The 24621-nt window shown below is 38.6% G+C and carries 27 protein-coding genes and 2 tRNA genes; 17 read left to right on the top strand and 12 right to left on the bottom strand.

The genetic code is table 11. The features are described from left to right. Nucleotides 1-30 precede the first annotated feature (30 nt). On the top strand, nt 31-255 hold the full coding sequence (locus ACE01N_RS04935) for a hypothetical protein (protein ID WP_375726640.1): 225 nt from the start codon (nt 31-33) through the stop codon (nt 253-255). Here the strand turns inward: ACE01N_RS04935 and nadB are convergent. Further along, nucleotides 252-1823, bottom strand: coding sequence for an L-aspartate oxidase (gene nadB / locus ACE01N_RS04930; RefSeq protein WP_380585408.1), 1572 nt, complete (start codon nt 1821-1823; stop codon nt 252-254). The two genes, ACE01N_RS04935 and nadB, sit on opposite strands and share 4 nt — an antisense overlap. A gap of 80 nt (nt 1824-1903) precedes the next feature. On the opposite strand from nadB, the gene ACE01N_RS04925 reads away from it, so the two are divergent. From ACE01N_RS04925 to ACE01N_RS04915, 3 genes are all read left to right on the top strand, one after another. Continuing rightward, nucleotides 1904-2428: a ribosome maturation factor RimM gene (locus ACE01N_RS04925; RefSeq protein ID WP_380585406.1), complete on the top strand. Its 525-nt coding sequence runs from the start codon at nt 1904-1906 to the stop codon at nt 2426-2428. A gap of 3 nt (nt 2429-2431) precedes the next feature. After that, complete coding sequence (gene crcB / locus ACE01N_RS04920; RefSeq protein ID WP_375726637.1) at nt 2432-2809, top strand: fluoride efflux transporter CrcB; 378 nt, start codon at nt 2432-2434, stop codon at nt 2807-2809. Nucleotides 2810-3216: 407 nt separating this feature from the next. Further along, nucleotides 3217-3292: transfer RNA gene (locus ACE01N_RS04915), tRNA-His, on the top strand. A gap of 188 nt (nt 3293-3480) precedes the next feature. On the opposite strand, the gene ACE01N_RS04910 is transcribed toward ACE01N_RS04915, so the two are convergent. The 3 genes from ACE01N_RS04910 to ACE01N_RS04900 form a co-directional block, all read right to left on the bottom strand. Then, nucleotides 3481-3849, bottom strand: coding sequence for a hypothetical protein (locus tag ACE01N_RS04910; RefSeq protein WP_375726636.1), 369 nt, complete (start codon nt 3847-3849; stop codon nt 3481-3483). A 216-nt stretch (nt 3850-4065) separates the two neighbouring features. Continuing rightward, nucleotides 4066-4932 (bottom strand): DUF4249 domain-containing protein, encoded by an 867-nt coding sequence (locus ACE01N_RS04905; RefSeq protein WP_380585403.1) that lies wholly within the window; start codon nt 4930-4932, stop codon nt 4066-4068. 3 nt (nt 4933-4935) lie between these two features. Further along, on the bottom strand, nt 4936-7284 hold the full coding sequence (locus ACE01N_RS04900) for a TonB-dependent receptor (RefSeq protein ID WP_380585401.1): 2349 nt from the start codon (nt 7282-7284) through the stop codon (nt 4936-4938). A 517-nt stretch (nt 7285-7801) separates the two neighbouring features. Between ACE01N_RS04900 and glyA the strand changes: the two genes are divergently transcribed. Continuing rightward, entirely contained in the window at nt 7802-9082 is a 1281-nt protein-coding gene (gene glyA, locus ACE01N_RS04895) for a serine hydroxymethyltransferase (RefSeq protein WP_380585399.1), read from the top strand. A gap of 78 nt (nt 9083-9160) precedes the next feature. Here glyA and ACE01N_RS04890 read toward each other — a convergent pair whose 3' ends face one another. The 7 genes from ACE01N_RS04890 to ACE01N_RS04860 all read right to left on the bottom strand — a co-directional run bounded on the left by ACE01N_RS04890 (nt 9161) and on the right by ACE01N_RS04860 (nt 15323). Continuing rightward, nucleotides 9161-9904: a lamin tail domain-containing protein gene (locus ACE01N_RS04890; RefSeq protein ID WP_380585397.1), complete on the bottom strand. Its 744-nt coding sequence runs from the start codon at nt 9902-9904 to the stop codon at nt 9161-9163. A gap of 176 nt (nt 9905-10080) precedes the next feature. Next, nucleotides 10081-11157, bottom strand: coding sequence for a chorismate synthase (aroC, locus tag ACE01N_RS04885; RefSeq protein ID WP_380585395.1), 1077 nt, complete (start codon nt 11155-11157; stop codon nt 10081-10083). An 18-nt stretch (nt 11158-11175) separates the two neighbouring features. Continuing rightward, the gene (locus ACE01N_RS04880; protein WP_375726630.1) at nt 11176-11781 is read right to left on the bottom strand and encodes an FKBP-type peptidyl-prolyl cis-trans isomerase; all 606 of its coding nucleotides are present in this window, start codon (nt 11779-11781) and stop codon (nt 11176-11178) included. A gap of 110 nt (nt 11782-11891) precedes the next feature. Continuing rightward, on the bottom strand, nt 11892-13070 hold the full coding sequence (locus ACE01N_RS04875; RefSeq protein ID WP_380585392.1) for a MalY/PatB family protein: 1179 nt from the start codon (nt 13068-13070) through the stop codon (nt 11892-11894). A 238-nt stretch (nt 13071-13308) separates the two neighbouring features. Further along, entirely contained in the window at nt 13309-13494 is a 186-nt protein-coding gene (locus ACE01N_RS04870) for a hypothetical protein (protein ID WP_375726628.1), read from the bottom strand. 200 nt (nt 13495-13694) lie between these two features. Continuing rightward, nucleotides 13695-14285, bottom strand: a complete 591-nt coding sequence (locus tag ACE01N_RS04865) for an RNA polymerase sigma factor (protein ID WP_375726627.1) — start codon at nt 14283-14285, stop codon at nt 13695-13697. Nucleotides 14286-14462: 177 nt separating this feature from the next. Next, nucleotides 14463-15323: a sigma-70 family RNA polymerase sigma factor gene (locus ACE01N_RS04860; protein ID WP_375719276.1), complete on the bottom strand. Its 861-nt coding sequence runs from the start codon at nt 15321-15323 to the stop codon at nt 14463-14465. A gap of 470 nt (nt 15324-15793) precedes the next feature. On the opposite strand from ACE01N_RS04860, the gene ACE01N_RS04855 reads away from it, so the two are divergent. From ACE01N_RS04855 to ACE01N_RS04805, 11 genes are all read left to right on the top strand, one after another. Then, nucleotides 15794-15864, top strand: a tRNA-Cys gene (locus ACE01N_RS04855). A 218-nt stretch (nt 15865-16082) separates the two neighbouring features. Next, nucleotides 16083-16397, top strand: a complete 315-nt coding sequence (locus tag ACE01N_RS04850) for a YbjQ family protein (protein WP_375726626.1) — start codon at nt 16083-16085, stop codon at nt 16395-16397. 243 nt (nt 16398-16640) lie between these two features. Next, the gene (locus tag ACE01N_RS04845) at nt 16641-17297 is read left to right on the top strand and encodes a 30S ribosomal protein S16 (RefSeq protein ID WP_380585388.1); all 657 of its coding nucleotides are present in this window, start codon (nt 16641-16643) and stop codon (nt 17295-17297) included. Between the two features lie 67 nt (nt 17298-17364). Next, nucleotides 17365-18372 carry an AmmeMemoRadiSam system radical SAM enzyme gene (amrS, locus tag ACE01N_RS04840; protein ID WP_380585386.1) on the top strand — a complete coding sequence of 336 codons (1008 nt, stop codon included), beginning with the start codon at nt 17365-17367 and terminating at the stop codon, nt 18370-18372. A gap of 39 nt (nt 18373-18411) precedes the next feature. Then, nucleotides 18412-19014 (top strand): ribosome biogenesis GTP-binding protein YihA/YsxC, encoded by a 603-nt coding sequence (gene yihA / locus ACE01N_RS04835; protein ID WP_380585384.1) that lies wholly within the window; start codon nt 18412-18414, stop codon nt 19012-19014. Nucleotides 19015-19117: 103 nt separating this feature from the next. Next, nucleotides 19118-20053, top strand: a complete 936-nt coding sequence (locus ACE01N_RS04830) for a ribose-phosphate pyrophosphokinase (RefSeq protein ID WP_375726622.1) — start codon at nt 19118-19120, stop codon at nt 20051-20053. Between the two features lie 168 nt (nt 20054-20221). Next, entirely contained in the window at nt 20222-20800 is a 579-nt protein-coding gene (locus tag ACE01N_RS04825) for a 50S ribosomal protein L25/general stress protein Ctc (RefSeq protein WP_380585381.1), read from the top strand. Between the two features lie 20 nt (nt 20801-20820). Then, on the top strand, nt 20821-21429 hold the full coding sequence (pth, locus tag ACE01N_RS04820; RefSeq protein WP_380585379.1) for an aminoacyl-tRNA hydrolase: 609 nt from the start codon (nt 20821-20823) through the stop codon (nt 21427-21429). Continuing rightward, nucleotides 21429-21809 carry an RNA-binding S4 domain-containing protein gene (locus tag ACE01N_RS04815; protein ID WP_380585376.1) on the top strand — a complete coding sequence of 127 codons (381 nt, stop codon included), beginning with the start codon at nt 21429-21431 and terminating at the stop codon, nt 21807-21809. Before pth ends, ACE01N_RS04815 begins: the two co-directional genes overlap by 1 nt. 20 nt (nt 21810-21829) lie before the next feature. Continuing rightward, nucleotides 21830-22372: a DUF4924 family protein gene (locus tag ACE01N_RS04810; protein WP_380585374.1), complete on the top strand. Its 543-nt coding sequence runs from the start codon at nt 21830-21832 to the stop codon at nt 22370-22372. A 101-nt stretch (nt 22373-22473) separates the two neighbouring features. Continuing rightward, nucleotides 22474-22935, top strand: coding sequence for a magnesium-dependent phosphatase-1 (locus ACE01N_RS04805; protein ID WP_380585372.1), 462 nt, complete (start codon nt 22474-22476; stop codon nt 22933-22935). Here the strand turns inward: ACE01N_RS04805 and ACE01N_RS04800 are convergent. Next, entirely contained in the window at nt 22932-24245 is a 1314-nt protein-coding gene (locus ACE01N_RS04800; RefSeq protein ID WP_380585370.1) for a cysteate synthase, read from the bottom strand. The two genes, ACE01N_RS04805 and ACE01N_RS04800, sit on opposite strands and share 4 nt — an antisense overlap. 163 nt (nt 24246-24408) lie before the next feature. On the opposite strand from ACE01N_RS04800, the gene ACE01N_RS04795 reads away from it, so the two are divergent. Continuing rightward, nucleotides 24409-24621, top strand: a complete 213-nt coding sequence (locus tag ACE01N_RS04795) for a DUF4492 domain-containing protein (protein WP_380585367.1) — start codon at nt 24409-24411, stop codon at nt 24619-24621.

Raw genomic sequence — 24621 nt, 5'->3', positions numbered from 1 at the left:
TTTTGTCAACTATGTTTTAACAAGTCCGGTATGTCTTTAATTAAAGCACTTTTATTAGCACTACTTATATACTTTTTTTATAAAGTACTGGTCTTTTCATTCAGGATCAGAAAAGCATATAAAACAGCACAGCATACAACTGGAAATGACAGCACAAATCACGAAGGAGAAGTAACCATTACCGACAGTCATTCCAAAAAGAAAAAACTTGACAATGATGTAGGAGAATATGTTAATTATGAAGAAGTTGACTAACCCTCATTTTTCTCCGGAAAATCAATGGTATAATGTAACCCCCTGCTCTCTTTTCGTTCCTGAGCCATTTTAATTACCAGATACCCAACATTTATTGAGTTTCTCAGTTCACAAATATCTTTGAATACAATGGAGCGGTCAAAAAGATCTTCCGTTTCGCGATAAAGTGTCTCAAGACGGTCAAGTGCTCTTTTTAGACGCAAATTCGAACGCACAATTCCTACATAATTACTCATTACCATTTCCAGTTCCCGTCTGCTTTGTGTAATCAGTACCATTTCTTCAGGCAATCGTGTACCCTCGTCATTCCAGTCTGGCACGCTTGTATTAAAATCGTATTTTTTAAACTGCTTCAATGCATGCAATGCTGCCGAATCAGCATATACAATAGCTTCAAGCAATGAATTTGACGCTAATCTGTTTGCGCCATGTAATCCTGTTGAAGAACATTCTCCTACAGCGTAAAGACGGTTAATAGATGATCTTCCTTCCTTGTCCACAGAAATACCTCCACATAAATAATGAGCGGCAGGTACAACCGGAATCATGTCCTTTGTAATATCAATTCCAACTTCAAGGCACTTACGGGTAATATTGGGAAAATGTGTTTTGGTTTCCTCGGGATCCTTATGTGTCACATCCAGATATACAAAATCCTTACCGCTTATTTTTAATTCATTATCCATTGCACGAGCCACAATATCTCTTGGTGCCAGGGATCCACGTTCATCGTATTTATACATGAACTTTTTTCCTGCATGATTGCGCAATTCAGCACCATAGCCCCGCATAGCTTCGGTTATTAAAAAGCTGGGACGTTCTTTGGGATTATATAAAGCTGTTGGATGAAACTGAACAAACTCCATCCCACTGATAATGCCTTTAGCGCGATAAACCATGGCAATTCCGTCACCGGTAGCAATGCCCGGATTTGTGGTGGTTTGGTATATATTCCCGATACCTCCGGTTGCCACAAGAGTAACCCTGGATAAAAAGGTGTGAAGGGTACGCTTTTTAATATTCAGTACATATGCACCGTAGCATTCTATATCCTTATTCCAGCGATGAACCGTTTTTCCGAGATGATGCTGGGTAATCAGATCAACTGCAAAATGGTTTTCAAGCAAAGTAATGTTCTTATGTTCTTTAACCCTTCGAACCAGACTGTTCTGAATTTCTTTTCCGGTTTTATCCTTTACATGAAGAATACGATGTTCACTATGTCCGCCTTCCCGGTGAAGATCGAATTTTCCATCATCCGTTTTGTCAAAATCCACACCCCAGTTCAGTAGTTGCTTTATCTCTGTTGGCGCATCTTCAACCACCTTTCGCACTACGTCCGGATTATTTATCCCATCTCCCGCAATCATGGTATCTTCGATGTGTTTCTCAAAATTATCGGGATCATACATCACCGAAGCAATTCCACCCTGAGCATAACTTGTATTGGTTTCATACAGGTTCGTTTTAGAAATAATGCAAACCGATCCGTAATCTGCAACCTTAAGTGCAAAACTCAATCCTCCAATCCCTGAACCAATTACCAGAAAATCGTATGTGTGCTTCATTTTTTGAAAAATTTGGTCAAAGTTATAAAACAATCAACGTATTAAGGTATAAAACTATAACTTTACGAAAAATTCATTATATGATTCGAACCGGGGATTGCATAAGGATCGGGAAACTGGGTAAGGCACATGGCACCAAAGGTGCATTTAACCTCTCACTTTATGATGCTTTTTTTGACGATGAGGATACCCTTGAATATTTACTTGTGATGTTTGAAGGCTACCTGGTTCCGTTTTTTATAGAAGAGCTTATTTTGACAGATAGGAAGAGCGGAATTATAAAATTCGACCATATACATAAGCCGGAAGATACTCGCGAGTTTGTGAATTGTGAAGTTTATGCAGCACACGATCAGGTGGACTCTCACGATGACCGGAAACAGCAATATAATCTTGAGGGATTTTCAGTAACAGACAAACGTTTTGGGAACCTCGGAAAAGTTCAGGAAGTACAGCTCGACACACCTAATCCGTTATTGTTATCAGAATATAATGATAAAATTATCTATATCCCGTTTAACGACTCAATTATATTATCCATTGAGCCGGACACAAAAACCGTTATTACGGAAATACCTGACGGACTTTTAGATATAAACGATTAAAAGATGCTTAGAACATTACTGATTATTGGAACAGGAGGATTTTTAGGAAGTATTTCACGCTACGGTGTAACATTACTGACAACCAAATGGTGGGGAAATGCTTTTCCATGGGGAACACTGACGGTAAACATTATCGGCAGTTTCTTAATTGGCATTATATATGGCCTTGCCGTTCAGAATGACTGGCTTACCGCTGATTTAAGGCTCTTTCTGGCAATAGGTTTTTGCGGAAGTTTTACTACATTTTCCACCTTTTCGTACGATATTATACAAATGATTAATACCGGCCATTTTATCTATACATCACTCTATGTGGCAGGAAGTATACTTATGGGAATGCTGGCTGTTTTTGCCGGTATCGGATTATTTAAATACGCCTGATGTTAATATGAATATTAATTTATTTGGCTTGTATATTCCTTCATTTTGTCAAACAATATAAAAGCATCATATCCTTTTGCAATAAATAACAAACAAATTAAGACAATACGTTTAAAAATGCATATTTATAAAAGTGAAATGTTAAAATCTTCAAACATTCATTTGTGTTATACAACATAATGTTAAAATTTGTAGTTATTTAAAATTTATCCAATTTTGTCCATGTCCAAAGCAATCACCAAGATTCTTTTTACCTTAACATTCTAGTACCATTTTGAGAAAACTCAGAAAAAGAAACCAGCGATGGTTTCTTTTTTTTGTGCTAATATGTAAAAAATAGACGAAAATAATTTTGCAATATTAAGACGGAAACCTATATTTGCACCGCGTTTGAAAAATGCAAATATGGTGGATGTAGCTCAGTTGGTTAGAGCGCTGGATTGTGGTTCCAGAGGTCGCCGGTTCGAACCCGGTCTTCCACCCCTAAGAGCTTCCTGATGATTCAGGGAGCTTTTTTTATGTTGAAAACTTAGACCGGGTGAGAAGTCTATACCAACCGAATAAAGTGAGCGTGTGGAAATATAGCTTTCAGCCGGTAAAAGCTCCACAGAAAATTATTTAAACATTATAAACGGAATTTGTATATGAGCTGAAAGAATCAGGAAGATCATTTATTCGTTACACCATTTTAAAGCCTCATTTCTTGTTGTAAACATTTTTACCTGCCAGTTTGTATCTGCCATTATTCTGACATAGTCATCAACAAGATCTTCTAATTGCTTATTTACGCTTACGATTGCCACCTTTACATGATTGTTCCAATGGCTGGCCTTCTTATCAAGAATACCAATTATTTTCATATCTGCAGCATGCATATTGATGTCACAGGTTTTTGAAAAGTCAAACAACTGGAAATGCATATTTTCCAACCTGCTGTCTCCGTAGATAATATCATCAATTTTAATGATCTCCTTACCTTCAACGCTGGCTCCAAAAGTAACGTACACATTAGAATCGCACCATTCCATAGTATAACTCATGCCGCTAATATAGTACTTTATAAGTTAAGCCAAAAGTCCAATAAGAGAAGTAGTATTTGTTCAGAAATTCTGAAAATTATTCATCCTAAAAGGACCTATAAGAAAACACAAAGATTAAATAACAGATACGATACCTATGGTTCTCCTGATATTTCTTTAAAATAAAACATTCCATCTGGCCTCAGCATGTTCAATAATGCTCCTGATTTGGCATATCTATTCCGTATCACCCCCTACGGCCGGCAAATTATATTTTGCACTTGCTCGTGAAACAGCCAGACATGAGAAGAAGCCGATTCCATCATTGCTAACATTGCCAACAATGTTTGCCGGAGGCCCGCTAAAAAGAGGTATATTACCAAAAGACTCAATGTTCACCGCCTGAAGAAAATCGTAATATGCCTCCGAAATCTGAATTTGCTGCAGTGTAAATACATCACCGGGCTTCAACATTTCTGTTGAGTCTTCCTGGTTCAGATATTTAACTACAATTCCATTTGTATAATTTCCGTTAAAGAACTCATCATTGTAAAGTCCCCAGTCCGTAACAGATTCGGGCAATGGTTTACCGTTTACTAAAGATTTAAACAGGTAGTTGTTTTTCTCAGGAGGATCAAGCATAAATAACATTACGCCCACAAAATAATGGTCCGGTCCTTCAATATATGTTCTCAACAGGTTAATTGAATCTATTGGCACAGGATAGGTCATTGTATCCATCGCTCTGTACTCCTCAGGTTCCCCGTCTTCGTTTATATCTACACCCTGTATGACCAGCTCATATTCAGTATTAAACTTTGCCGCAAAATCCTTTGGAGTGTAATACATACCGGCCTCCTTTTCGTTCAAATGTACCGTGTCGCTTCCTTCCAGAATAAAAACAGTTGCATCAGTTACATTAGGAGTTTCTGTTCCATCAAAAAAGTCGGCAGATTTGGTCAGGCGTACCAGGTGTTCCATCGGATCATTCGATATACTCCCATCCACGACTATTCTTGTATAGGACTTATCTATCTGTATATCAATACGCTCAGTACATGAGACCAAAACAGCCATAAACAATATGTAAAGTACTCTTTTCAACCTTTAAAATTTAAAATTATACGTTATGGCCGGTAAAACCGGAAACAAATACGTCATTTCAGCATACAGCAAATTCGGATTGTAATCCTCCTGATAAAAATTGATCGTCCATGCATTATGACGGTTATACACGTTATATACCGAAAGGTTCCATTCACTGTGCCAGCGTTTAGCGGAATTCGGTTTCGGTGTATACGTGATCCCAATATCCAGCCTGTGATAATCGGGCATGCGGTAAGAATTTCGATCTGAATAAACAGGCAGTATTTTTCCTTTATACACAAATCTTCCGGTTGGAAAAGTTACTGCGTTACCTGTGGCATAGACCCAATTAGACGAAACTGAAAAATTATCGCTCAGTTTGTAATTAAATACAACCGAAACATCGTGCGTTTTATCGTATGGTGCCAGATACGTCCTACCATCATTGATTTCAGGAATTTTACGTTCTGCACGGGACAGTGTATAGGCTATCCAACCGTTCCATTTTTTTTGGTTGAACCTGACCAGCAACTCCATCCCATATGCCTGTCCCTCTCCCACACGAACCTCTCCTTCAAGATACTGGTTCAGGAACAGGTTAGCATGGTCTCTGAAGTCAACCGTATTTTTATATTTTTTATAATAACCTTCAAGGCTAAGCTCTATGCTGTTATCCATAAAATTTTTAAAATACCCCAGTGCAAACTGATTCACTTCCTGCGGTTTAATATTTGGACTTGCAGGAAACCAGATTTCAAAAGGTGAACCGGAAGTCGCATTAGATGCAATCTGCATGTACTGATAATTGCGATTATAACTTCCCTTAAATGAGGTACTCTTATTAATGATGTAGGTAAATCCAATTCTTGGTTCTATTCCCCAGTAGGTGTTGTAAATATCCCACTGACCATGAACTACAGAATCTGTTGGATTATAGTTGTCATTGTAATTATATATAATTGATTCACCCATGCTCTGAAAAGCTGAAATACGCAATCCAAGCTTCAGTTTGAGCCGGTTGCCTATATTGGGATTCACAGATGCATAAATTCCATGTTCCAGGGCCTGCGTTCCTTTGATCACAAAATCCTGAAAAAATGCCGAATCCGATTGGGCATAAAATGCTCCCGGTGAAAACTGGTGCATGGTTGTACTGAATCCGGTCTGAAGATTTATATTTTCCCGTATATGCCAGTTCAGATCATATTTGACACCAAAATCCTTTACACCCGACACCCATTCAAACGAATTAGTCGCTTCTTCCGGATCATTGTTACCCAGAATATAGCGGTATTGTGTTCCCAGTAGTGTCAGGTCGCTCCAAAGGTTATCGTTAAAAATATGATTCCAGCGTAACGACATGATCTGATTCCCAAACCGCATGGCAAAGGTGCTTTGACCAAATGTATCATCGCCAAGATAAGCACTTAAAAACACCCGGTCCCTTCTTGAAAAAGTCTGGTTAAGTTTCAGGTTCAGATCATAGAAAAAGAGTTTTGTATCTTTAAACCTTTCTTTATCATACAGTTTTAATCCCAGATCAGCGTATGTTCTTCTGCCGGAGAGAGCAAATGTTGTGGTTCTTGAAAGCGATCCCTGCAACATTAAACGTGATGAGATAGATCCTATTCCACCCTGACCACTGATCTTACCCGGTGTACCGTTTATGGATTTAATATCCAGAAAAGAAGACAATCGTCCGCCGACATTTGCCGGAATATCTCCCTTATAAAGCGTAACATCCTGCACAAAATCGTTATTGAAAACCGAAAAGAATCCCATCAAATGAGAGGCATTATAAACCGGAGCATTATCCAGAAGGATCAGGTTCTGATCGGGAGCACCTCCACGCACACTGAATCCACTGCTTCCTTCTGAGGTGGCCTGCACACCAGGCAAGAGCTGAATGGCCTTAATAATATCCACCTCTCCCATAAAAGCAGGAATACTTTTTATGGTATTTTTATCCAGCTTTTGAATCCCCATTTGAACTGAACGCACATTCTCATCAGGCTGCTTTCCGGACACATTAACTTCGGAGAGTTGCTTGTCAACTGGCTTTAACAGAATTACAACAGGTTTATCCAATGGAACATTTATGGTCACAGTTGTTTTCTGATAGCCCACAAATGTAACCATCAACACATATTCCCCCTCTGATAACATCAGTTCAAACTTACCATCAAGATCGGTTGCTGTTCCACGGGCTGTATTTTCAACAAATACAGCTGCACCCGGAAGATGGTCCTTCGTTTGAGCATCAAGTATAGTCCCTGAAACCTTATAACTCTTATCCACAGGAAGGTTATCCGGCTTCAGATTAAATACTGAGAATATGAATATGCAAATCCCTAAAACGTATCTGTTCATAAAATGTGTGTTCAATATAGAAACACCATAAGGTTTAAATTGATCATTAAAAGCCGCAAATCTAAATAAAAAAGCAACCCGGTGGAAATTATTATGAGAAAGCTATTACTAATATTCCGGGTTGCTAATTTCAGATTTTTACTTAACCAAAAAACATCTTTTATGATTACATCTTAATGACGAATCCTGTGTATTTAAGTTACATTCGGATGTTTTATATTAACATCTTTTATAACAGCAACAGTGTAAATCAGAATATATCTTCCTAAAAAATACTTCACAATACATCGCATATATTGTTTCTCTATATTTAGGACTAACCGGACTATCTGTATGGTTCAACTTATTTATTTTGAAAACATTTGAGTTCTTCAGCTTTTTTATTGTTCCTCATCTCATTATACATCAGATTAACACCGGTTTATAAAAGTTTAATAAATGTGACAAAAAAAATTTTCAGCTTATTAATAATGGAGTATTTTTGTCGCATAAAACTCAACTCCTTAATAAACGTATAATGAAAAGGGATACAATAATTTTCAATCTTATCCAGAAAGAATATGAACGCCAGTTAAACGGCATCGAACTTATTGCTTCAGAAAACTTTGTGAGCAACCAGGTAATGGAAGCCATGGGTTCTTACCTTACCAATAAATATGCCGAAGGTCTTCCGGGCAAACGCTATTACGGTGGTTGCGAAGTTGTGGATCAAAGCGAGATTATTGCTATCGAAAGGTTAAAAGAACTTTTTGATGCGGAATGGGCAAACGTACAGCCTCACTCAGGTGCACAGGCCAATGCCGCTGTAATGCTGGCAGTATTAAATCCAGGCGACACCTTCCTTGGTCTTGATCTTGCTCATGGCGGTCACCTTTCTCATGGCTCACTGGTTAACAGTTCAGGAATTCTTTACCGTCCTGTGGCTTATTCTGTAAAAGAAGATACAGGATTAGTTGATTATGATCAGATGGAAGAACTTGCTATTAAGGAGAAACCAAAACTGATTATCGGTGGTGCATCGGCTTACAGCCGCGACTGGTACTACGAACGTATGCGTGCCATTGCAGATAAAGTAGGCGCTTTACTGATGATTGACATGGCTCATCCTGCCGGCCTGATTGCTGCCGGTTTGCTGAAGAATCCGGTTAAACATGCACACATTGTGACTTCAACTACGCATAAAACGTTAAGAGGCCCGAGAGGTGGTATCATCCTTATGGGTGAGGATTTTGATAATCCGTTCGGCAAAACAACTCCCAAAGGTGTGATCCGAAAAATGTCTTCACTGCTTGATTCAGCTGTATTTCCGGGAACACAGGGTGGTCCGCTGGAGCACGTAATTGCTGCAAAAGCAGTTGCATTTGGCGAAGCACTTTCTCCTGAATACAAAGCTTACCAGAAACAGGTTCAGGTGAATGCAAAGGCCATGGCTAAAGCCTTTACAGACAAAGGCTATAAAATTGTTTCCGGTGGAACCGATAACCATTCCATGCTGATCGATTTACGCACCAAATATCCTGAAATCACAGGTAAAATGGCAGAGAACATTCTGGTTCAGGCACACATAACACTGAATAAAAATATGGTTCCGTTTGATGATCGTTCTCCGTTCCAGACTTCAGGAATTCGTGTGGGTACACCTGCAATCACCACGCGTGGTTTAAAAGAAGATATGATGCCCAAAATTGTAGATCTGGTTGACGAAGTTCTGGCCAACATCGAAGACGAATCTATAATTGCTAAAGTTTCGGAAAAAGTAAACGCAATGATGAAACCGTATCCTTTATTTGCAGAATAATAGGTTAATCAATACATAAAGTAAAAGCCGGTAAAAATTTTACCGGCTTTTATTTATTCTCAAATTTACCCCATCACATCAAAAAAACAATATTTTAATTGTCTTAGAGTGCTTTTCTGTTTCTACATTTAAGAGGTAAATCCCACTGTCAAAACTGCTTAATTCAATTTCCCCGTAGTTGGCATTCAATTTCTCCCTAAATAAAACAACTCCGTTCAATGCATAGATTTTAACTCTGACAGGATCACTAACAAAATCATTAATCACAATATGAAGCAGATTACCCGATATGTTTGTCCTAAAAAATTCTTTATCCTTACCATTGCCATTTAATGCTGTACCGGAACAATAGTTTTCCGCCGCGGGACTTGGGGTATCAAATATTATCCAGGCAGTATCGCATTTGCCATAACTTAAGTCGGCATTCAGGGGAGGTAGGGTTACAGAATCAATTACAGTGGTTCCATCGGATTTATACAAGCCAAGATATTCTCCGTTAGACGCAGACAATTTAAAATTTGTGTGAAACTTACCTTGTCCTTCTTCATCATCCGCCCACAACAAAAAATAAGTTCCCGGCTGCATAACGGTAAGAGGATCACCCGAAGGAATTTGCCAGGTATCCACATTATCCTTTAAGATAAGGCCTGCAATATCAACTTCAAAATCATTGGGATTGAAAAGCTCTATCCAATCATCATATTCACCGTAATTATCTTTGATTGTTGAATTGTTGGAGCTTTGAACTTCGTTTATAATGATCTGTGCCTGACTATTCAAAATGAAGAATAGAAATAACAGCGAAAGTGTAGTGGTTTTCATTTGAGGTGTATTTTCAGTAAAATGAGCTTTGCAGGCACAAGTTAGGAATAATAAATATATCATTGAAATAATATACTGAATATTAACAAGATGCACCGGAACGATTAAGCTATCCCGATAGTTGGAGACAAAAAAACCGCCCTGAAAGAGCGGTTTCTCAATATGTTTAATATTTTTTACCGGTAAATCTTATTTATCAACATCATATCCAGCATTACCATGGCAGCCATCGATTCTACAATTGGAACTGCACGGGGCAAAACACAAGGGTCATGACGACCTTTCGCTTTTAATACAGTTTCGTTACCTTCACTATCCACGGTATTCTGATCGCGTAAAACTGTAGCCACCGGCTTAAATGCCACCCTGAAATACACATCTTCGCCATTAGATATTCCACCCTGAATACCTCCTGAATGGTTTTTCGTTGTTCTTACCTTGCCATCACGAATTTCAAAGGGATCGTTATGCTGAGAACCTCTGAGTTGAGTTCCTGCAAAGCCGGATCCGTATTCAAACCCTTTTACTGCATTTATGCTCAACATGGCTTTTCCAAGTTCAGCGTGAAGCTTATCAAACACCGGTTCACCAAGACCAACCGGCAATCCCTGAACAACACCTGTAATCACACCACCAATGGTATCACCTTCTTTCCTTACCTGGTCAACCAGATCAATCATCTTTTCAGCTATTTTCTGATCCGGACAACGTATAATATTATCCTCAATGGTTGAGAGATCAAGTTCAGTGTAAGGCTTTTCCATGTGCAGATCACCAACACTTGAGGTAAACGCTGTTACCTGGATGCCATGGGCTTTTAGTGCCTGTTTCGCTATTGCTCCCGCAACTACACGGGCAATGGTTTCCCGGGCTGAAGAACGCCCGCCACCTCTGTGATCGCGGACTCCGTATTTGGTTTCATACACATAATCAGAATGCGATGGTCTGTAAACACTCTTCATGTTATCATAGTCCCCGCTCCGCTGATCATTATTGTGTATCAAAAAACCGATGGGCGTTCCGGTTGCTATGCCGTTCAGCACACCTGAAAGTATTTCGACCTGATCTTCTTCTTTTCTTGGTGTGGTTATCCTGGACTGACCAGGTCGACGGCGGGATAATTCATTTTGAATGAATTCAATATCAACCGGTGTGCCCGGAGGACAACCATCAATAACACCACCAACACCTAATCCATGTGATTCACCAAAAGAAGATAATCTGTAGATTTTACCCCAGGTATTTCCAGCCATCGACTTATCTGCTATAAATTAGTTACACCCACAACTTCCACTACCACAGCCACAACTTTCTGCTCCGGCACCGGCTTCAGCACCACAGCTGTCATCGCCACAACCGCAACCACCGCTTCCACAGCTACAACCGCCACTCATTATACCGGCAGCCTCAGCTAATTCGTGCTCACTGGCTTCGCGAACTTCAAGAACCTCACCCTTGAAACACAGATCCTGACCCGCCAACGGATGATTGAAATCCATTTTTACATTGTCATCAGAAATTGTAACAACAGTACCATTTAACCTGTTACCCGAAGCGTCCATCATTGGCACAACATTACCTTCAAAAAGGATCTTGTCGTCAATTTTACCATCCACTTCGAAAATACTTTTAGGCAGATCCACAATACGGTCTTCCATAATCGGACCGTAAGCATCCAGATGATCAATTACAAATTCATAATTGTCACCTTCTTCCAGACCAACCAGATTATCTTCAAATTTCTGGATCATCATACCTGCTCCAAAAACAAAGGTTAAAGGTGTTTCCTTTACTGCTTTTTCTTTAAGCTCACCCTCAACTCCCCCCGATCTTAACTCGTATGTAAGGGAAACAAATTTATTTCTGTCAATTTTCATCCTTTAAATTATTTTTTTTGATGAATAAATTATATACTATTTAAATTCAGTCCTGATAAAAATCAGATAACCTGAAAAATTTTCTGCAAAGATATACTAATATTTATAAACTATAAACCCCTGTTATTAACAGCTTTTTCAATCCTTCGAAGTGCATCTTCAATTACCGTCCTTGGTGCTCCCACGTTTAGACGCTGAAATCCTTCTCCACCGGGTCCGAAATCCGCACCATTGTTCATGCCTATCTTTCCTTCTTCAATCATTAACTTTCTCAAATCCTTACTATTAAGACCCATCTCTGTAAAATCGAGCCACAATAAAAATGAGGCTTTAGCATCGAAAGGTTTTACCTGAGAAATATTCCTGTTGATATAATCCAAAGCAAAATCAAAATTTCCCCGCAGGTAAATTTTTAACTGTTTTAACCAATCATCACCATTTTTAAACGCCTCCATTAAACCGATATACGCAAACATATTACTATGAGCAATGTGAAGTGCATTCAGGGCGTCGTAAAATTTCTTTCTCAATTTCAAATCAGGAACAACACAAAATGAAACTCCCAAACCTGCAATATTAAATGTTTTACTTGGCGCCATCAGCGTTATAGAGATCTCTCTGGCCTTTTTAGAAACAGTTGCAAAAGGAATATGTTCATGTCCCGGATGCACCAGGTCGCAGTGTATTTCATCAGAAATTACGAGGATATTATACGCATGACAAATCTCTGCAACTTCCTTTAAAGTCTCCCTTTCCCATACAATTCCGGCAGGATTATGCGGATTGCTCATAATAAAGACTGATGCTCCTTTTTTTGCTTTCTTCCTGAAATCGTCAAGATCCATTTCGTAACTGTTGCCAACCCTTTTTAACTGGTTGAACACCACATTTCGTTTATTCGCTTTGGGAATACTGATAAACGGCGGATAAATTGGTGATTGTATGATAACATTATCACCTTCTGAAGAAAATGTCTGCAGAGCAACAGCAATGGAAGGCAGTACGCCTGACATAAATTTTATCCATGAACTATGGATCTTCCAGTTATGATTGCGTTCAATCCACTCAGCAATGATATTGTTCATGGTCCTTGAAGGAACCGTATAGCCAAGCACTCTGTGATTTGCCCTTTTAATCACTTCATCCATTATAAAATCAGGTGTTTCAAAGTCCATATCTGCTACCCATAGCGGCAATATATCATCTGAACCAAAATAATACTGACTGAATTCGTGCTTGTAAGTGGATGTACCTCTGCGATCAATCAGCTTGTCAAAATCATATTTCATGTAATACTTTTTAGGGATGCTATATTTACAAAACCGGATGCCAAGTCATACCAATTAGCAATTGTCATCTCAATATGTCGCTTAAAGCTGTATTTGAAAAACAATTAGTATTATAAACAATTCATCCGGCTTTTGTTTACAGGGAAACAAATATAACCGTCGTATCTTAAATACCCGAATAAAAATGAAAGAAATAATTAAAACTTTAAGGGCATAAAAAAACCCGGTAAACCGGGTTTTAGTTTTTATGAATATCTTTTTCAGAACAGGATTTTAAATCCAGGTACTCATATGACCGTGCAAATCTTTTAATAAAATCTACCTTGTCCTGAGGCGCTTTACGAATAAATCCTTTTTTAATTCCCAAAGGTGATTCATTAAAATTTCTTGACGTCATTAATCGAAAAGTAAAATGTTTCTGCATAGGCAATTATTTTTTTGTTTTCTACCAAAACGCGAAACAGTATTTACTTATTGTATGGATCCAAAAATATTTTATGTGGTGATTTATGTATAAGCGTATACCACATCAAAACTTTATAAAAGGGAGAGCGACTCAAAGCCGCATTCCCGCCCAATGAGGTATTAATGAATTATTTTAAAGAAATAATGTGAAAAAAAATTTTACAGATTAAGGTCAATGTTTTTTTCTTCAACAATTTTACGCAGGTTAATGATCGCATAACGCATTCTGCCCAAAGCTGTGTTAATGCTCACATCTGTCTGATCTGCAATTTCTTTGAAACTTAACCCCTGGTAAAATCTGCGTTTTACCACATCCTTCTGTTCTTCCGGTAATAACTCAAGCAAACTTGTCACATCATCCAGAACTTGTTTAAATACCAGTTCATCTTCAATATGACCTTCACAATAGTTCAGTGAATTGAACTCATCCTTATCAGAGTCTTCATTGAAGTAGGTATTCTGACCTTTACCTTTACGGTAATAATCAATTACCAGATTATGTGCAATGCGGGTAACCCACGAATAGAAACGGCCGTTTTCAATATACTTCCCCTGTTTCAGTGATTTAATAACCTTAATAAAGGTATCCTGAAATAAATCCTCAGCAAGCTCCTGATTTTTAACGGTGAAAAAGATATATGAATACAACCTGTCCTTATACCTGTCAACAAGAATATCCATAGCTTCGAAATTGCCACGTATAAATTCCTGTACAAGCACGTTGTCATCAAGATTCTTTAGCTCAACCATCTTTTTTATGTATTAGTTAGTTAACGATGGTAGAGTTCACTTCGATAGGCAAATAATGTTTAGTTTGACAAATATTATATCTACAAATAAATGAAACAATTTTGAATTATCCAAATTTAACAAAAAAGAGGCTACTTTTAACAAGCAGCCTCTTCAATTTAAACTTTGAAATATTTTTTAACCCAGATAAGCTTTCAGAAGTTTGCTTCTGGAATTATGACGTAAGCGTCTGATGGCTTTTTCTTTGATCTGACGAACACGTTCCCGGGTCAATCCAAAACGTTCTCCAATTTCTTCCAGGGTCATTTCCTGTGTATTGATTCCGAAGAACATTTTAATGATGTCTCCTTCCCTTTCAGTTAAAGTGGAAAGCGCCCTCTCAATTTCACGGCATAAAGATTCATTAATCAATGTACGGTCGGCAATCGGAGAATCATCATTCACCAGCACATCCAACAGACTATTGTCCTCTCCTTCCACAAAAGGCGCATCAACAGAAATGTGACGGCCTGATACTTTTAATGTATCGGAAACTTTTTCTGCAGGAAGATCCAATGACTCTGCCAGTTCTTCAGGTGAAGGCTTACGTTCGTTTTCCTGCTCGAATTTAGAAAATGCCTTATTTATTTTATTTAATGAACCAACCTGGTTCAATGGTAAACGCACAATACGTGACTGTTCTGCCAATGCCTGCAATATAGACTGGCGAATCCACCATACAGCGTATGAAATAAATTTAAACCCTCTTGTTTCATCAAATTTTTCAGCAGCTTTGATTAAGCCGAGGTTTCCCTCGTTAATCAGGTCAGGAAGACTCAATCCTTGGTTTTGGTACTGTTTGGCTACGGAAACTACAAATCGGAGGTTTGCCCGTGTCAGTTTTTCCAACGCGATCCTGTCACCCTTCTTTATCCTCTGTGCCAACTCTACTTCTTCTTCCACAGTGATCAGATCTTCACGTCCAATTTCTTGTAAATACTTATCAAGTGAAGCACTCTCCCTGTTTGTAATCGATTTCGTAATCTTTAATTGTCTCATAACACCATATAAAAATTCAAGGCCGCAAAAGTACGTAAATTAAATATTAATGTCAATTATTTTTTCACGCTTACCCAACGCCGTCCTTAGGAAATATAACAATGCGAACAAATTTAAACCTTTTTAGTTTTAAGTGTCAAGTGTTTTTTTGTTAAAACCTGCTATACAAAACCCAAACGCTTAAAAAAACATATTATTATTGTACGATTTACACGTAACATTTTTTAACTAAAAAGTCATATAACACTCTTCATGTCATTGTGTTGCTCTCTTCATAAATTAGAACCCTGTTCTTTTTATTTAGTTTAAATATTTAATTCAATTTATCTTAAACTTTTTAAAATAACCGGAATATTTACATTTTTTTAAAGAGCTTCCTTTATTGAATGCTTATTTCACTTGCTAAATGTATGCATTACAAAAAAACATTTTTTATATTTGCACCCGCAAATGCAAAAACCAAGCCACAGGGTACCGTGGCCGAGTGGCTAGGCAGCGGTCTGCAAAACCGTCTACGGCGGTTCGAATCCGCCCGGTACCTCAACTTAAGCTCCTCTTTATGAGGGGCTTTTATTTTTTATCACCTATCATTCGCACACAAAAATACTTACAGCTGCCTTCGGGCAATATCAAAAATCTAATATCACCTTTCAAGCTTCCGTCTGAGAAAGATATTTTATTCAGCTTTTACGATTTTTTCATATTTAAAATTCACATGCTTTTACTAACTTCGTACTACAAAACACAAACTAAAAAACCATGTTATACGTATCAACAGAAACAATTCCCGGAAAAGAGATTACAGAAGCTATAGGCATTGTAAGGGGCAGCACGGTTCGTGCCCGTAACATAGGCCGTGACATTTTTGCCGGATTAAAAAACATTGTAGGTGGTGAAGTATCGGAATACACACAACTTATGGCCGATTCACGTGAACAGGCTATTGCCCGCATGTTAAAAGACGCTGAACGGGTTGGCGCCGATGCTGTGGTAAATGTACGTTTTATGACATCGATGATCATGCAGGGAATGGCAGAGATACTGGCGTATGGCACAGCAGTAAAACTAAAATGATATGATCATCTTATGGATTTATGGTGCGTTGGCACTGGCTGTATTAGTTATTATCATCTATCTTATATTCAAACGAATAGAAGACAAGAAAAAAGAGGATTTCGAAAAACGAAGCAACTGAGTTTGTCTTTTTAGGATCATTGCCGGATAAAAAACTAAGTCCAAGGTCTTTAATACAAAAAAAGTTTCTATATTTGCAGCCCGTAAAAAGTAGGTTGTTAATTATTAAATTTTTAAACACACATGCCAACAAAAATTCGTTTAGCAAGACACGGACGTAAAGGTTATGCTTTCTATCACATTGTGATAGCAGATAGCAGGGCGCCACGCGATGGTAAATTTATCGAAAGGATTGGTTCTTACAATCCAAATACAAATCCTGCTACGATAGATTTAAATTTTGACAGAGCTCTTGATTGGGTTCTCAAAGGCGCTCAACCTACTGACACAGCAAGATCTATTTTGTCCAAGGAAGGTGTTATGTACATGAAACACCTGGTGGGCGGCGTTAAAAAAGGTGCATTTGACGAAGCAGAAGCTCAGAAACGTTTTGAAAGCTGGAAAGCAGACAAAACCAAACAACTGGCCAACCAGGCCGATGATCTTTCTGCCAAAGAAAAAGCAGCTGAAAACGCTCGTCTGGAACAAGAAAAGAAAATCAACGAAGAGCGTGCTGCTGCCATTGCTGCTCAACAGTCTGAATTAGCTGCTGAAGAAGCCGCAGAAGAGACTACAGAGGAAGCTACAGAAGCAGAAGAAGTTGAAACCGCTGAAGCACCGGCTGAAGAGCCTGTAGCAGAAGAGGCTGCAACGGAAGAAGCTCCGGTTGAAGAACCTAAAGCATCAGAAGAAGCTGAAAAGCCTGAAGCATCTGATGAAGAAGAAAAGAAAGAAGCGTAATAACATATTACCTCTTTACACAAGCCATCCGTCGTTTGACAGATGGCTTTTTTTTGTAAATTTAAATATGAATTTACAAGATGCTTTGTTCTGGACTACTGTAAATGATCATGTCAACTGCCACCTTTGCCCCAACAACTGCAAACTAAAAGACGGCCAGACCGGACCGTGTAATACCCGGATCAACAAAGGGAACAAACTCTATACGCTGGCTTATAATAATCCGTCAGCCATACAGGTTGATCCGATTGAAAAAAAGCCGCTGTACCATTTTATGCCCGGCCATTCCACTTTTTCGCTGGCCACAAACGGATGCGTGTTACACTGTGTGCAGTGCCAGAACAGCTCTATTTCGCAGTGTGAACCCACACAGAAAAGCAGCGACGCATACAGTCCTGCAAAGATTGTAGAACTGGCAAAAAAGCACAAATGCGAATCCATATCCTTAACTTATACCGATCCGATTGCATACTTTGAATACAGCTATGATATTTGTCGTGAAGCGCACTTCAGTGATATTCCGGTCACACTTATTTCATCGGGTTATATCAGTGCTGAACCACTGGCAATGCTCAGCCCTTATATTACTGCAGCAAACATCGACATCAAGTCCTTCAATGATAAAACTTATAAACTATTTTTTAAAGGAAAACTCCAACCTGTTCTGGATTCGGTACTTTATTTACACAGCAAACAAATCTGGATAGAAATAACGGTTTTACTAATTCCGGGAGTCAATGACAGTAGAGAAGAAATAAAGGCATTGTGCACCTGGATGGTTCAAAACAACCTGAATAACGTTCCACTACACTTTTCCAGGTTTCATCCATCGCATAAATTACTTTCCAAATCACCTACTCCACTTACGTCTCTGGAAACTGCTAAAAAAACAGCGTTGAAATGCGGCATTAACTATTGTTACATTGGAAACGCAGAACATAAAGATTACCATACCACATGTTGTCCGAATTGCGGAAAAGCATTAATTGAAAGACACCGCTTAAGTCTTTCGTATATTTTTATGCAGGATGGCAAATGCCCGGAATGCCGGACTAGTATTGCCGGCATTTGGTAAGCAGGTTTCAATTTCCTTTATTTGTACAAAATTGATAAAATGATCATCAGGGAAGCAAAATTTCTTGTAAGTAACAGCAATGTCAGCAAATGTCCCGAATCGGACATACCGGAATATGCCTTTATCGGCCGTTCAAATGTGGGGAAGTCGAGCCTGATCAATATGCTGACAAATAACAAAAAACTGGCCATGACCTCGTCGAAACCGGGAAAAACAAGATTGATCAATCATTTCATCATCAATAAAGAGTGGCACCTGGTAGACCTTCCGGGCTATGGATATACCAGAACAGGAAAAGCCAGCAGGTTGCAATTTTCAAAGCTTATTCAGGATTATGTTTTGAAACGTCTGCAGCTCACGTGTATGTTTGTACTGATTGACAGTCGGTTAGCACCCCAAAAAATAGATATAGATTTCATTAACTGGCTAGGGGAAAATGAAATTCCCTTTTCTGTAATTTTCACAAAAGCAGATAAAGTTTCAGGATTAAAAGTGAACAACAATATCGAGATGTTCAATGACGAATTGATGAAAAACTGGGAAGAAATACCGCCTTACTTTATCTCTTCATCAGTTGAAGGAACAGGCCGCGAAGAAATTTTAAACTATATCGACCAAATAAACAATGAATTAAAAAACTGAGTTACATAATTTTTTCATTTTTGTTTCGTGCGGCTGTGCCTTAACAATAATTGTATTAAATTTGCACACCAAATAAGTTTACTAAAATTCAAAAATCATCCCAATGAGGAAAGCCCCTATTAAGATTTTTTCAGGGACATCAACTGAATATTTAGGCGAGAGAATCTGCAATAGTTTAGGCGTGGAGATGGGAAAAATGAAAATTCAGCATTTTGCTGATGGTGAATTTTCTGTTTCTTACGAAGAATCCATCCGTGGTTCCCATGTTTTTCTGATCCAGTCCACTTTTCCAAATGCTGACAATTTAATGGAGTTATTATTAATGATTGATGCAGCGAAACGTGCATCAGCTAAAATGATTAACGCTATTATACCGTATTTCGGATGGGCACGTCAGGACCGCAAGGACAAACCAAGAGTATCGATCGGAGCCAAACTGGTTGCTGACCTGTTAGGCGTAGCCGGAATTAACAGAGTGGTAACGATGGACCTGCATGCAGATCAGATTCAGGGATTTTTCGATGTGCCGGTAGATCACCTTTATGCCTCCACTATTTTTATTCCGTATATTGAGCAATTAGCTTTAGAAGATCTTGTGATCGCATCGCCGGATGTAGGTGGATCCAAAAGGGCCAACTCGTACGCAAAATTCCTCGGTGTTCCAATGGTTATTTGTCACAAGTCAAGGGTTAAAGCTAACGAAATTCATGAAATGCGCGTTATTGGTGATGTAAAGGATAAAAATGTTATCATCATTGATGACCTTGTGGATACAGCGGGTTCCATTACCAGGGCTGCGGACCTGATGATGGAAGACGGTGCTAAAACAGTCAGGGCCTGTGCCTCACATGGTGTGCTTTCAAATCCGGCCATTCAAAGAATTGAAGATTCGTCGCTTACAGAGATCATCTTCTCTGATTCTATTCCTTTTACAGGCAGTTCGCCTAAAATAAAGGTTTTATCTGTAGCAGATATGTTTGCCGACACCATTCAGAGGGTTTATAATTATCAATCCATAAGCTCTCAGTTTTTACTCTGAAAATAAAGCATTTAAATAATTCTCACCCTGAAAAAATTTAATTTTTCAGGGTGTTTTTTTTCAATCAATAATTATTATCTTTGCAGCCGCATTACAGCATTGGTGTGATGGGGAATTAAGCCCAATACCATTGACTTAATTTTGAGTAGCACATTTAAAAAATTAAAAATGAAAACTTTTGAAATCAACGGTTCTTTAAGAACTGATTTAGGTAAAAAGGCAACTAAAGCCTTAAGAAAAGAAGGTTTAGTACCTTGTGTTCTTTACAATGGAGAAGAAAATGTTCATTTTACGCTTCTAGCGCAGGATTTACATCACTTAATTTATACCGATCAGGTATACATCGTTTCATTAACAATTGGTGACAAAAAATACGAAGCTGTTGTTAAAGAATTGCAGTTCCACCCGGTATCTGACGAAATTTTACACATTGACTTTCTTCCTGTTACTGATGATAAACCAATCAGCATTAACATTCCTGTTAAAGTTGCAGGTTCATCAGAAGGTGTTAAAGCCGGTGGTAAACTACAGTTGCAAATGAGATATCTTAAAGTAAGAGGTGTTAAAGCTAATTTACCTGAATTCCTGAAAGTGGATGTTACCACGCTTGGACTGGGTAAGAGTATTCAGGTTGGTGATCTTTCATTCGAAAATCTTGAATTACTGAATGCTAAAAACGCTGTAGTTGTAACAGTTAAACTGACAAGGGCCGCAAGAGGTGCAGCCGCCGCTACTGCAGAAAAATAAAAATGCTAATAGTTATGCTGATGAATTTTTTAAAAAGATTCAAACGCCATAACGAAATTGACCCTATGAAGTATTTAATTGTTGGCCTTGGAAACATTGGCCCGAAATACGAAAATACAAGACACAACATAGGTTTTGACATATTGGACGCCCTTGCAAAGGCGTCCAATGTTGTTTTTGAGAATAAGCGTTATGGCGATGTGACCACCCTTAAATTCAAGGGGCGTACACTTATTTTATTAAAACCTTCCACATACGTGAACCTGAGCGGAAAGGCTGTTCGGTACTGGATGCAGCAGGAAAATATTGACATAAAAAATGTATTGATTGCACTGGACGATATTGCCCTGCCTTTCGGAACCCTTAGAATAAGGTCAAAGGGAGGTGATGCAGGCCATAACGGACTAAAAAACATCCAGGAAATATTAGGCCATACCAATTATACCCGGCTTAGGTTTGGCATTGGCGACGATTATTCAAAGGGCCAACAGATAGATTTTGTACTCGGAAAGTGGTCGGATGAAGAGCTTAAAACGGTAGAAGAAAAGAAAGAAGTGGCTGCTGAGGCCATTAAGTCCTTTGCTACCATTGGTGTTGAGCGAACCATGAACCTGTTCAATAAGAAATAATGGGTGACGATATCCGCATCGATAAATGGCTATGGGCAGTCCGGTTATTTAAAACCCGGTCAATGGCTTCTGAAGCCTGCAAAAAAGGCCGGATATTAATTAACGGACAGGAATGCAAAGCCTCGAGAACGGTAAATATTGGCGATCAGATAGAGGTAAAAGAACCACCGGTAACCTACCGTTACAAGGTGCTTGATCTGGCTGAAAAACGCATGGGGGCCAAACTGGTTCCGGGATATCTGGAAGATATTACCCCTGAAGATCAAAAGGAAATTCTTGAGATGCAGATTCTTGACCGCAAATACAACCGGAGAAAGGGCTTAGGACGCCCAACCAAAAAAGAACGCCGGGATATTGAAAAATTCAGGGACGAAAATTAAATCCTTTAATTTCATTTATCATGTTAATTGCGCAACAAAAACGCAAAGAAAATATCGCTGAATACCTGATTTACATGTGGCAGATTGAAGATCAGATCAGAGCATTCAATTTTAATATTGAAGCCATACAGCAGCATATTATCAGTAAATATGATCAGCCGGATGAGGTAAAAGCACAAATCGGGGAATGGTACGAAAACCTGATTCTGTTAATGCGGAATGAAGGCATTACAGCTTCTGGCCATTTACAGGTCACAAAAAACCTGATAACGGATTTGTATAACACACATCTTTACTTGCTGAAAACTCCGAATGAAGTCAGATATCAAACCACATTTGCAACAGCAAAACCTGATATTGAACTTCTGAAAGTAAAAACAAAGGAAGAAAATGACATTGCAGCAGCTTTCCAGTTTTTATACGGCTCACTGCTTCTCCGCCTACAGGGTAAAGATTTGACCAAAGACACACAGTCCGGTATGAAGCGGATATCTGCACTTATAAGTCTTCTGGCTACCAGACATCATAAGTTTGAACGGGGCGACGAGGAGATAGTTCTTTAGTTTGGAGTTGGGAGTGACTAAAGTTATGAGTGACTAGAGTGACTAGAGTTACAAGTGACTAAAACTGGAAGTGACTAGAGTTATGTTACCTATAAATAGATATGACGAAATCAGTTTTTGTATTTGATCTGGATTTTACGCTTTGGGATGCGGGTGGAACCTGGTGTGATTGCACTACACCACCGTACAAAAATGTAAATAATCATATCGTGGATTATTATGGTTCTGAAATTCATTTATACAAAGACGTACGGATAATACTGGAACAACTCAAAAACAACAACAAAATTATAGCTGCTGCATCGCGTACCAGTGCTCCTGAAATAGCAAGAGAATTACTCGAACGCTTTAATATCAGGCATTTTTTTGATATTGAGGAAATTTATCCCACATCAAAAACACAACATTTGTCAGAAATTCTGGATCAAACCCAAAAGACTACCGATGACCTTGTATTTTTTGATGATGAAATAAGGAATATTTACGATGTGGGCAATATGGGCATTAAAAGCGTTCACATACAGAACGGTATTACCATGCAGCATATTAAGAAATACATTTAACCCACCAATGTTTCATCCGGCTTAAATAATCCCAATACTTTTTTGATAACAAGATCAGGATCAGGATCAATAGGGAAAATAATTTCCGGTTTCAGATTATATATGTTATGCTCTTTTCTGAAACGCACACCGCCACCACCGGTAATATTAAGCATGATAATTTTATCCTTCTCAATCTTACCGCTTTTAACTTCATTTATAAGGGTTGCCAAAGCAATAGCTGCTGCAGGCTCTATATCAGAACCTTCAAACTTTTTAAACAATTGAACGGCTGCTTCTGCTTCCTCGTTATCAGCTACAAGAACCTCACCGTCCGTAGCTTTTAATGCATCGTACAAACCTCCGGTAAGACTGTAAGGTGGTTTTCTGTTGGATAAAACCTTAGCATTGATAATCTCAACCTGACGACGGGCTTCATCATCATCGAACGGAAACAGATCACGGGAATCTGCCACATAGGCATCGGCTATCGGAACAAACGGGTGATTCTGTGAAACCATAAGCTTCATCAAACGATTGCCGTAATTACCGTCTTCAAGAAAACGCAGATTTGCTTCCCATGCCGCAATAGCGCCAGTTCCACTTCCAACAGCCTGAAAATAATAATGCGGAATCTCACCAATAGTGGTCACAGCGGATAAAACTGTTGTTCCCATTCCATCGCGACGTGCAATATTCTTCGCACCGCCCTCTGGCAAAAAATGTGAATGTTTACAAACTATGTTGGATAAATGAATGGCATCGAAATAATCGGCACCTTTTTGTGATGCAACCAGTTTTACACACGGATCAATAGGATGATCGAACCACAGCGCATCCAGGTTATCTTCAGGAACACAAAGTAAAAGAGGAATCTTATTCCGGCTGCACACACTGGCAAATGCCCTTGCAGTATTTCCTGCAGAAGCCACAACCAGAACCTTGTCCCTTATACCATGTAAACGCGCACATACCGAATATGCTTCACATTCCTTAAAAGAGCCGGTTCTCATTTCTGCCCCTTTTTCAGGCCAGTAACCGTTAAACGTAATGTATAAATTTTCGAGTCCCAGTTCTTTGGCTAATCCTGTACTTTTGTATGTAACAGGTGATCCGGAACCTTCAAGAACAGTTTTAATTGGAAGCCAGTCCGCAAACCTGTATAATCCGGGAAGGTCTTCTCTTACGGTTAATTGTTTATTTTCATAATCGGCCCGGATCAACGACGGTGTTTCATCATTAGAATAATCCAGTGTCCACCCTTCATCTTCAAACTCAACAGCACTGCTAACAGATACTAAACAATATTTTGTAGGGGCAAAATTCATCATCCTCCGTTTAATTTCGCGTAAAAATAATAATATTTATTAGAGAATTCCAATATGCCACATGGTGGTATTATTTTATTTTATAATTTAGTGCGAAAATTTTATATCTGATAAAATATTGATAATTTTATATTCTTTAAAATTGATGCTTAACTGAGAACTGTGTATGAATCTACTAAAAAAAGTATTCAGGTTTTATTATGAGGGATTCAATGGCATGACAGTTGGAAAAACCTTGTGGACACTCATTCTTATTAAATTATTCATCATGTTTGTAATTCTCAGGCTGTTTTTCTTTCCTGATTTTTTAAATACAAATTATAACACAGATAAAGAGCGTGCAGAGCACGTTAGAAATGAACTTATTAATTTAAATTAA

It is taken from the genome of Quyinboa ferrireducens (assembly GCF_042436675.1).
GTDB lineage: Bacteria > Bacteroidota > Bacteroidia > Bacteroidales > UBA5342 > JBHJHP01.
This window is presented reverse-complemented; position numbering and strand designations above follow the sequence as displayed.

Coding starts and splice junctions, on each gene's coding strand:
- ACE01N_RS04870 (WP_375726628.1), bottom strand. CDS start 13,494: ATGCAGAAACATTTTACTTTTCGATTAATGACGTCAAGAAATTTTAAT.
- ACE01N_RS04805 (WP_380585372.1), top strand. CDS start 22,474: ATGACGAAATCAGTTTTTGTATTTGATCTGGATTTTACGCTTTGGGAT.
- ACE01N_RS04865 (WP_375726627.1), bottom strand. CDS start 14,285: ATGGTTGAGCTAAAGAATCTTGATGACAACGTGCTTGTACAGGAATTT.
- ACE01N_RS04795 (WP_380585367.1), top strand. CDS start 24,409: ATGAATCTACTAAAAAAAGTATTCAGGTTTTATTATGAGGGATTCAAT.
- ACE01N_RS04830 (WP_375726622.1), top strand. CDS start 19,118: ATGAGGAAAGCCCCTATTAAGATTTTTTCAGGGACATCAACTGAATAT.
- ACE01N_RS04900 (WP_380585401.1), bottom strand. CDS start 7,284: ATGAACAGATACGTTTTAGGGATTTGCATATTCATATTCTCAGTATTT.
- ACE01N_RS04925 (WP_380585406.1), top strand. CDS start 1,904: ATGATTCGAACCGGGGATTGCATAAGGATCGGGAAACTGGGTAAGGCA.
- ACE01N_RS04880 (WP_375726630.1), bottom strand. CDS start 11,781: ATGAAAATTGACAGAAATAAATTTGTTTCCCTTACATACGAGTTAAGA.
- yihA (WP_380585384.1), top strand. CDS start 18,412: ATGATCATCAGGGAAGCAAAATTTCTTGTAAGTAACAGCAATGTCAGC.
- pth (WP_380585379.1), top strand. CDS start 20,821: ATGAATTTTTTAAAAAGATTCAAACGCCATAACGAAATTGACCCTATG.
- crcB (WP_375726637.1), top strand. CDS start 2,432: ATGCTTAGAACATTACTGATTATTGGAACAGGAGGATTTTTAGGAAGT.
- ACE01N_RS04875 (WP_380585392.1), bottom strand. CDS start 13,070: ATGAAATATGATTTTGACAAGCTGATTGATCGCAGAGGTACATCCACT.
- glyA (WP_380585399.1), top strand. CDS start 7,802: ATGAAAAGGGATACAATAATTTTCAATCTTATCCAGAAAGAATATGAA.
- ACE01N_RS04890 (WP_380585397.1), bottom strand. CDS start 9,904: ATGAAAACCACTACACTTTCGCTGTTATTTCTATTCTTCATTTTGAAT.
- ACE01N_RS04935 (WP_375726640.1), top strand. CDS start 31: ATGTCTTTAATTAAAGCACTTTTATTAGCACTACTTATATACTTTTTT.
- ACE01N_RS04815 (WP_380585376.1), top strand. CDS start 21,429: ATGGGTGACGATATCCGCATCGATAAATGGCTATGGGCAGTCCGGTTA.
- amrS (WP_380585386.1), top strand. CDS start 17,365: ATGAATTTACAAGATGCTTTGTTCTGGACTACTGTAAATGATCATGTC.
- ACE01N_RS04810 (WP_380585374.1), top strand. CDS start 21,830: ATGTTAATTGCGCAACAAAAACGCAAAGAAAATATCGCTGAATACCTG.
- ACE01N_RS04910 (WP_375726636.1), bottom strand. CDS start 3,849: ATGAGTTATACTATGGAATGGTGCGATTCTAATGTGTACGTTACTTTT.
- ACE01N_RS04825 (WP_380585381.1), top strand. CDS start 20,222: ATGAAAACTTTTGAAATCAACGGTTCTTTAAGAACTGATTTAGGTAAA.
- ACE01N_RS04845 (WP_380585388.1), top strand. CDS start 16,641: ATGCCAACAAAAATTCGTTTAGCAAGACACGGACGTAAAGGTTATGCT.
- nadB (WP_380585408.1), bottom strand. CDS start 1,823: ATGAAGCACACATACGATTTTCTGGTAATTGGTTCAGGGATTGGAGGA.
- ACE01N_RS04800 (WP_380585370.1), bottom strand. CDS start 24,245: ATGATGAATTTTGCCCCTACAAAATATTGTTTAGTATCTGTTAGCAGT.
- aroC (WP_380585395.1), bottom strand. CDS start 11,157: ATGGCTGGAAATACCTGGGGTAAAATCTACAGATTATCTTCTTTTGGT.
- ACE01N_RS04860 (WP_375719276.1), bottom strand. CDS start 15,323: ATGAGACAATTAAAGATTACGAAATCGATTACAAACAGGGAGAGTGCT.
- ACE01N_RS04850 (WP_375726626.1), top strand. CDS start 16,083: ATGTTATACGTATCAACAGAAACAATTCCCGGAAAAGAGATTACAGAA.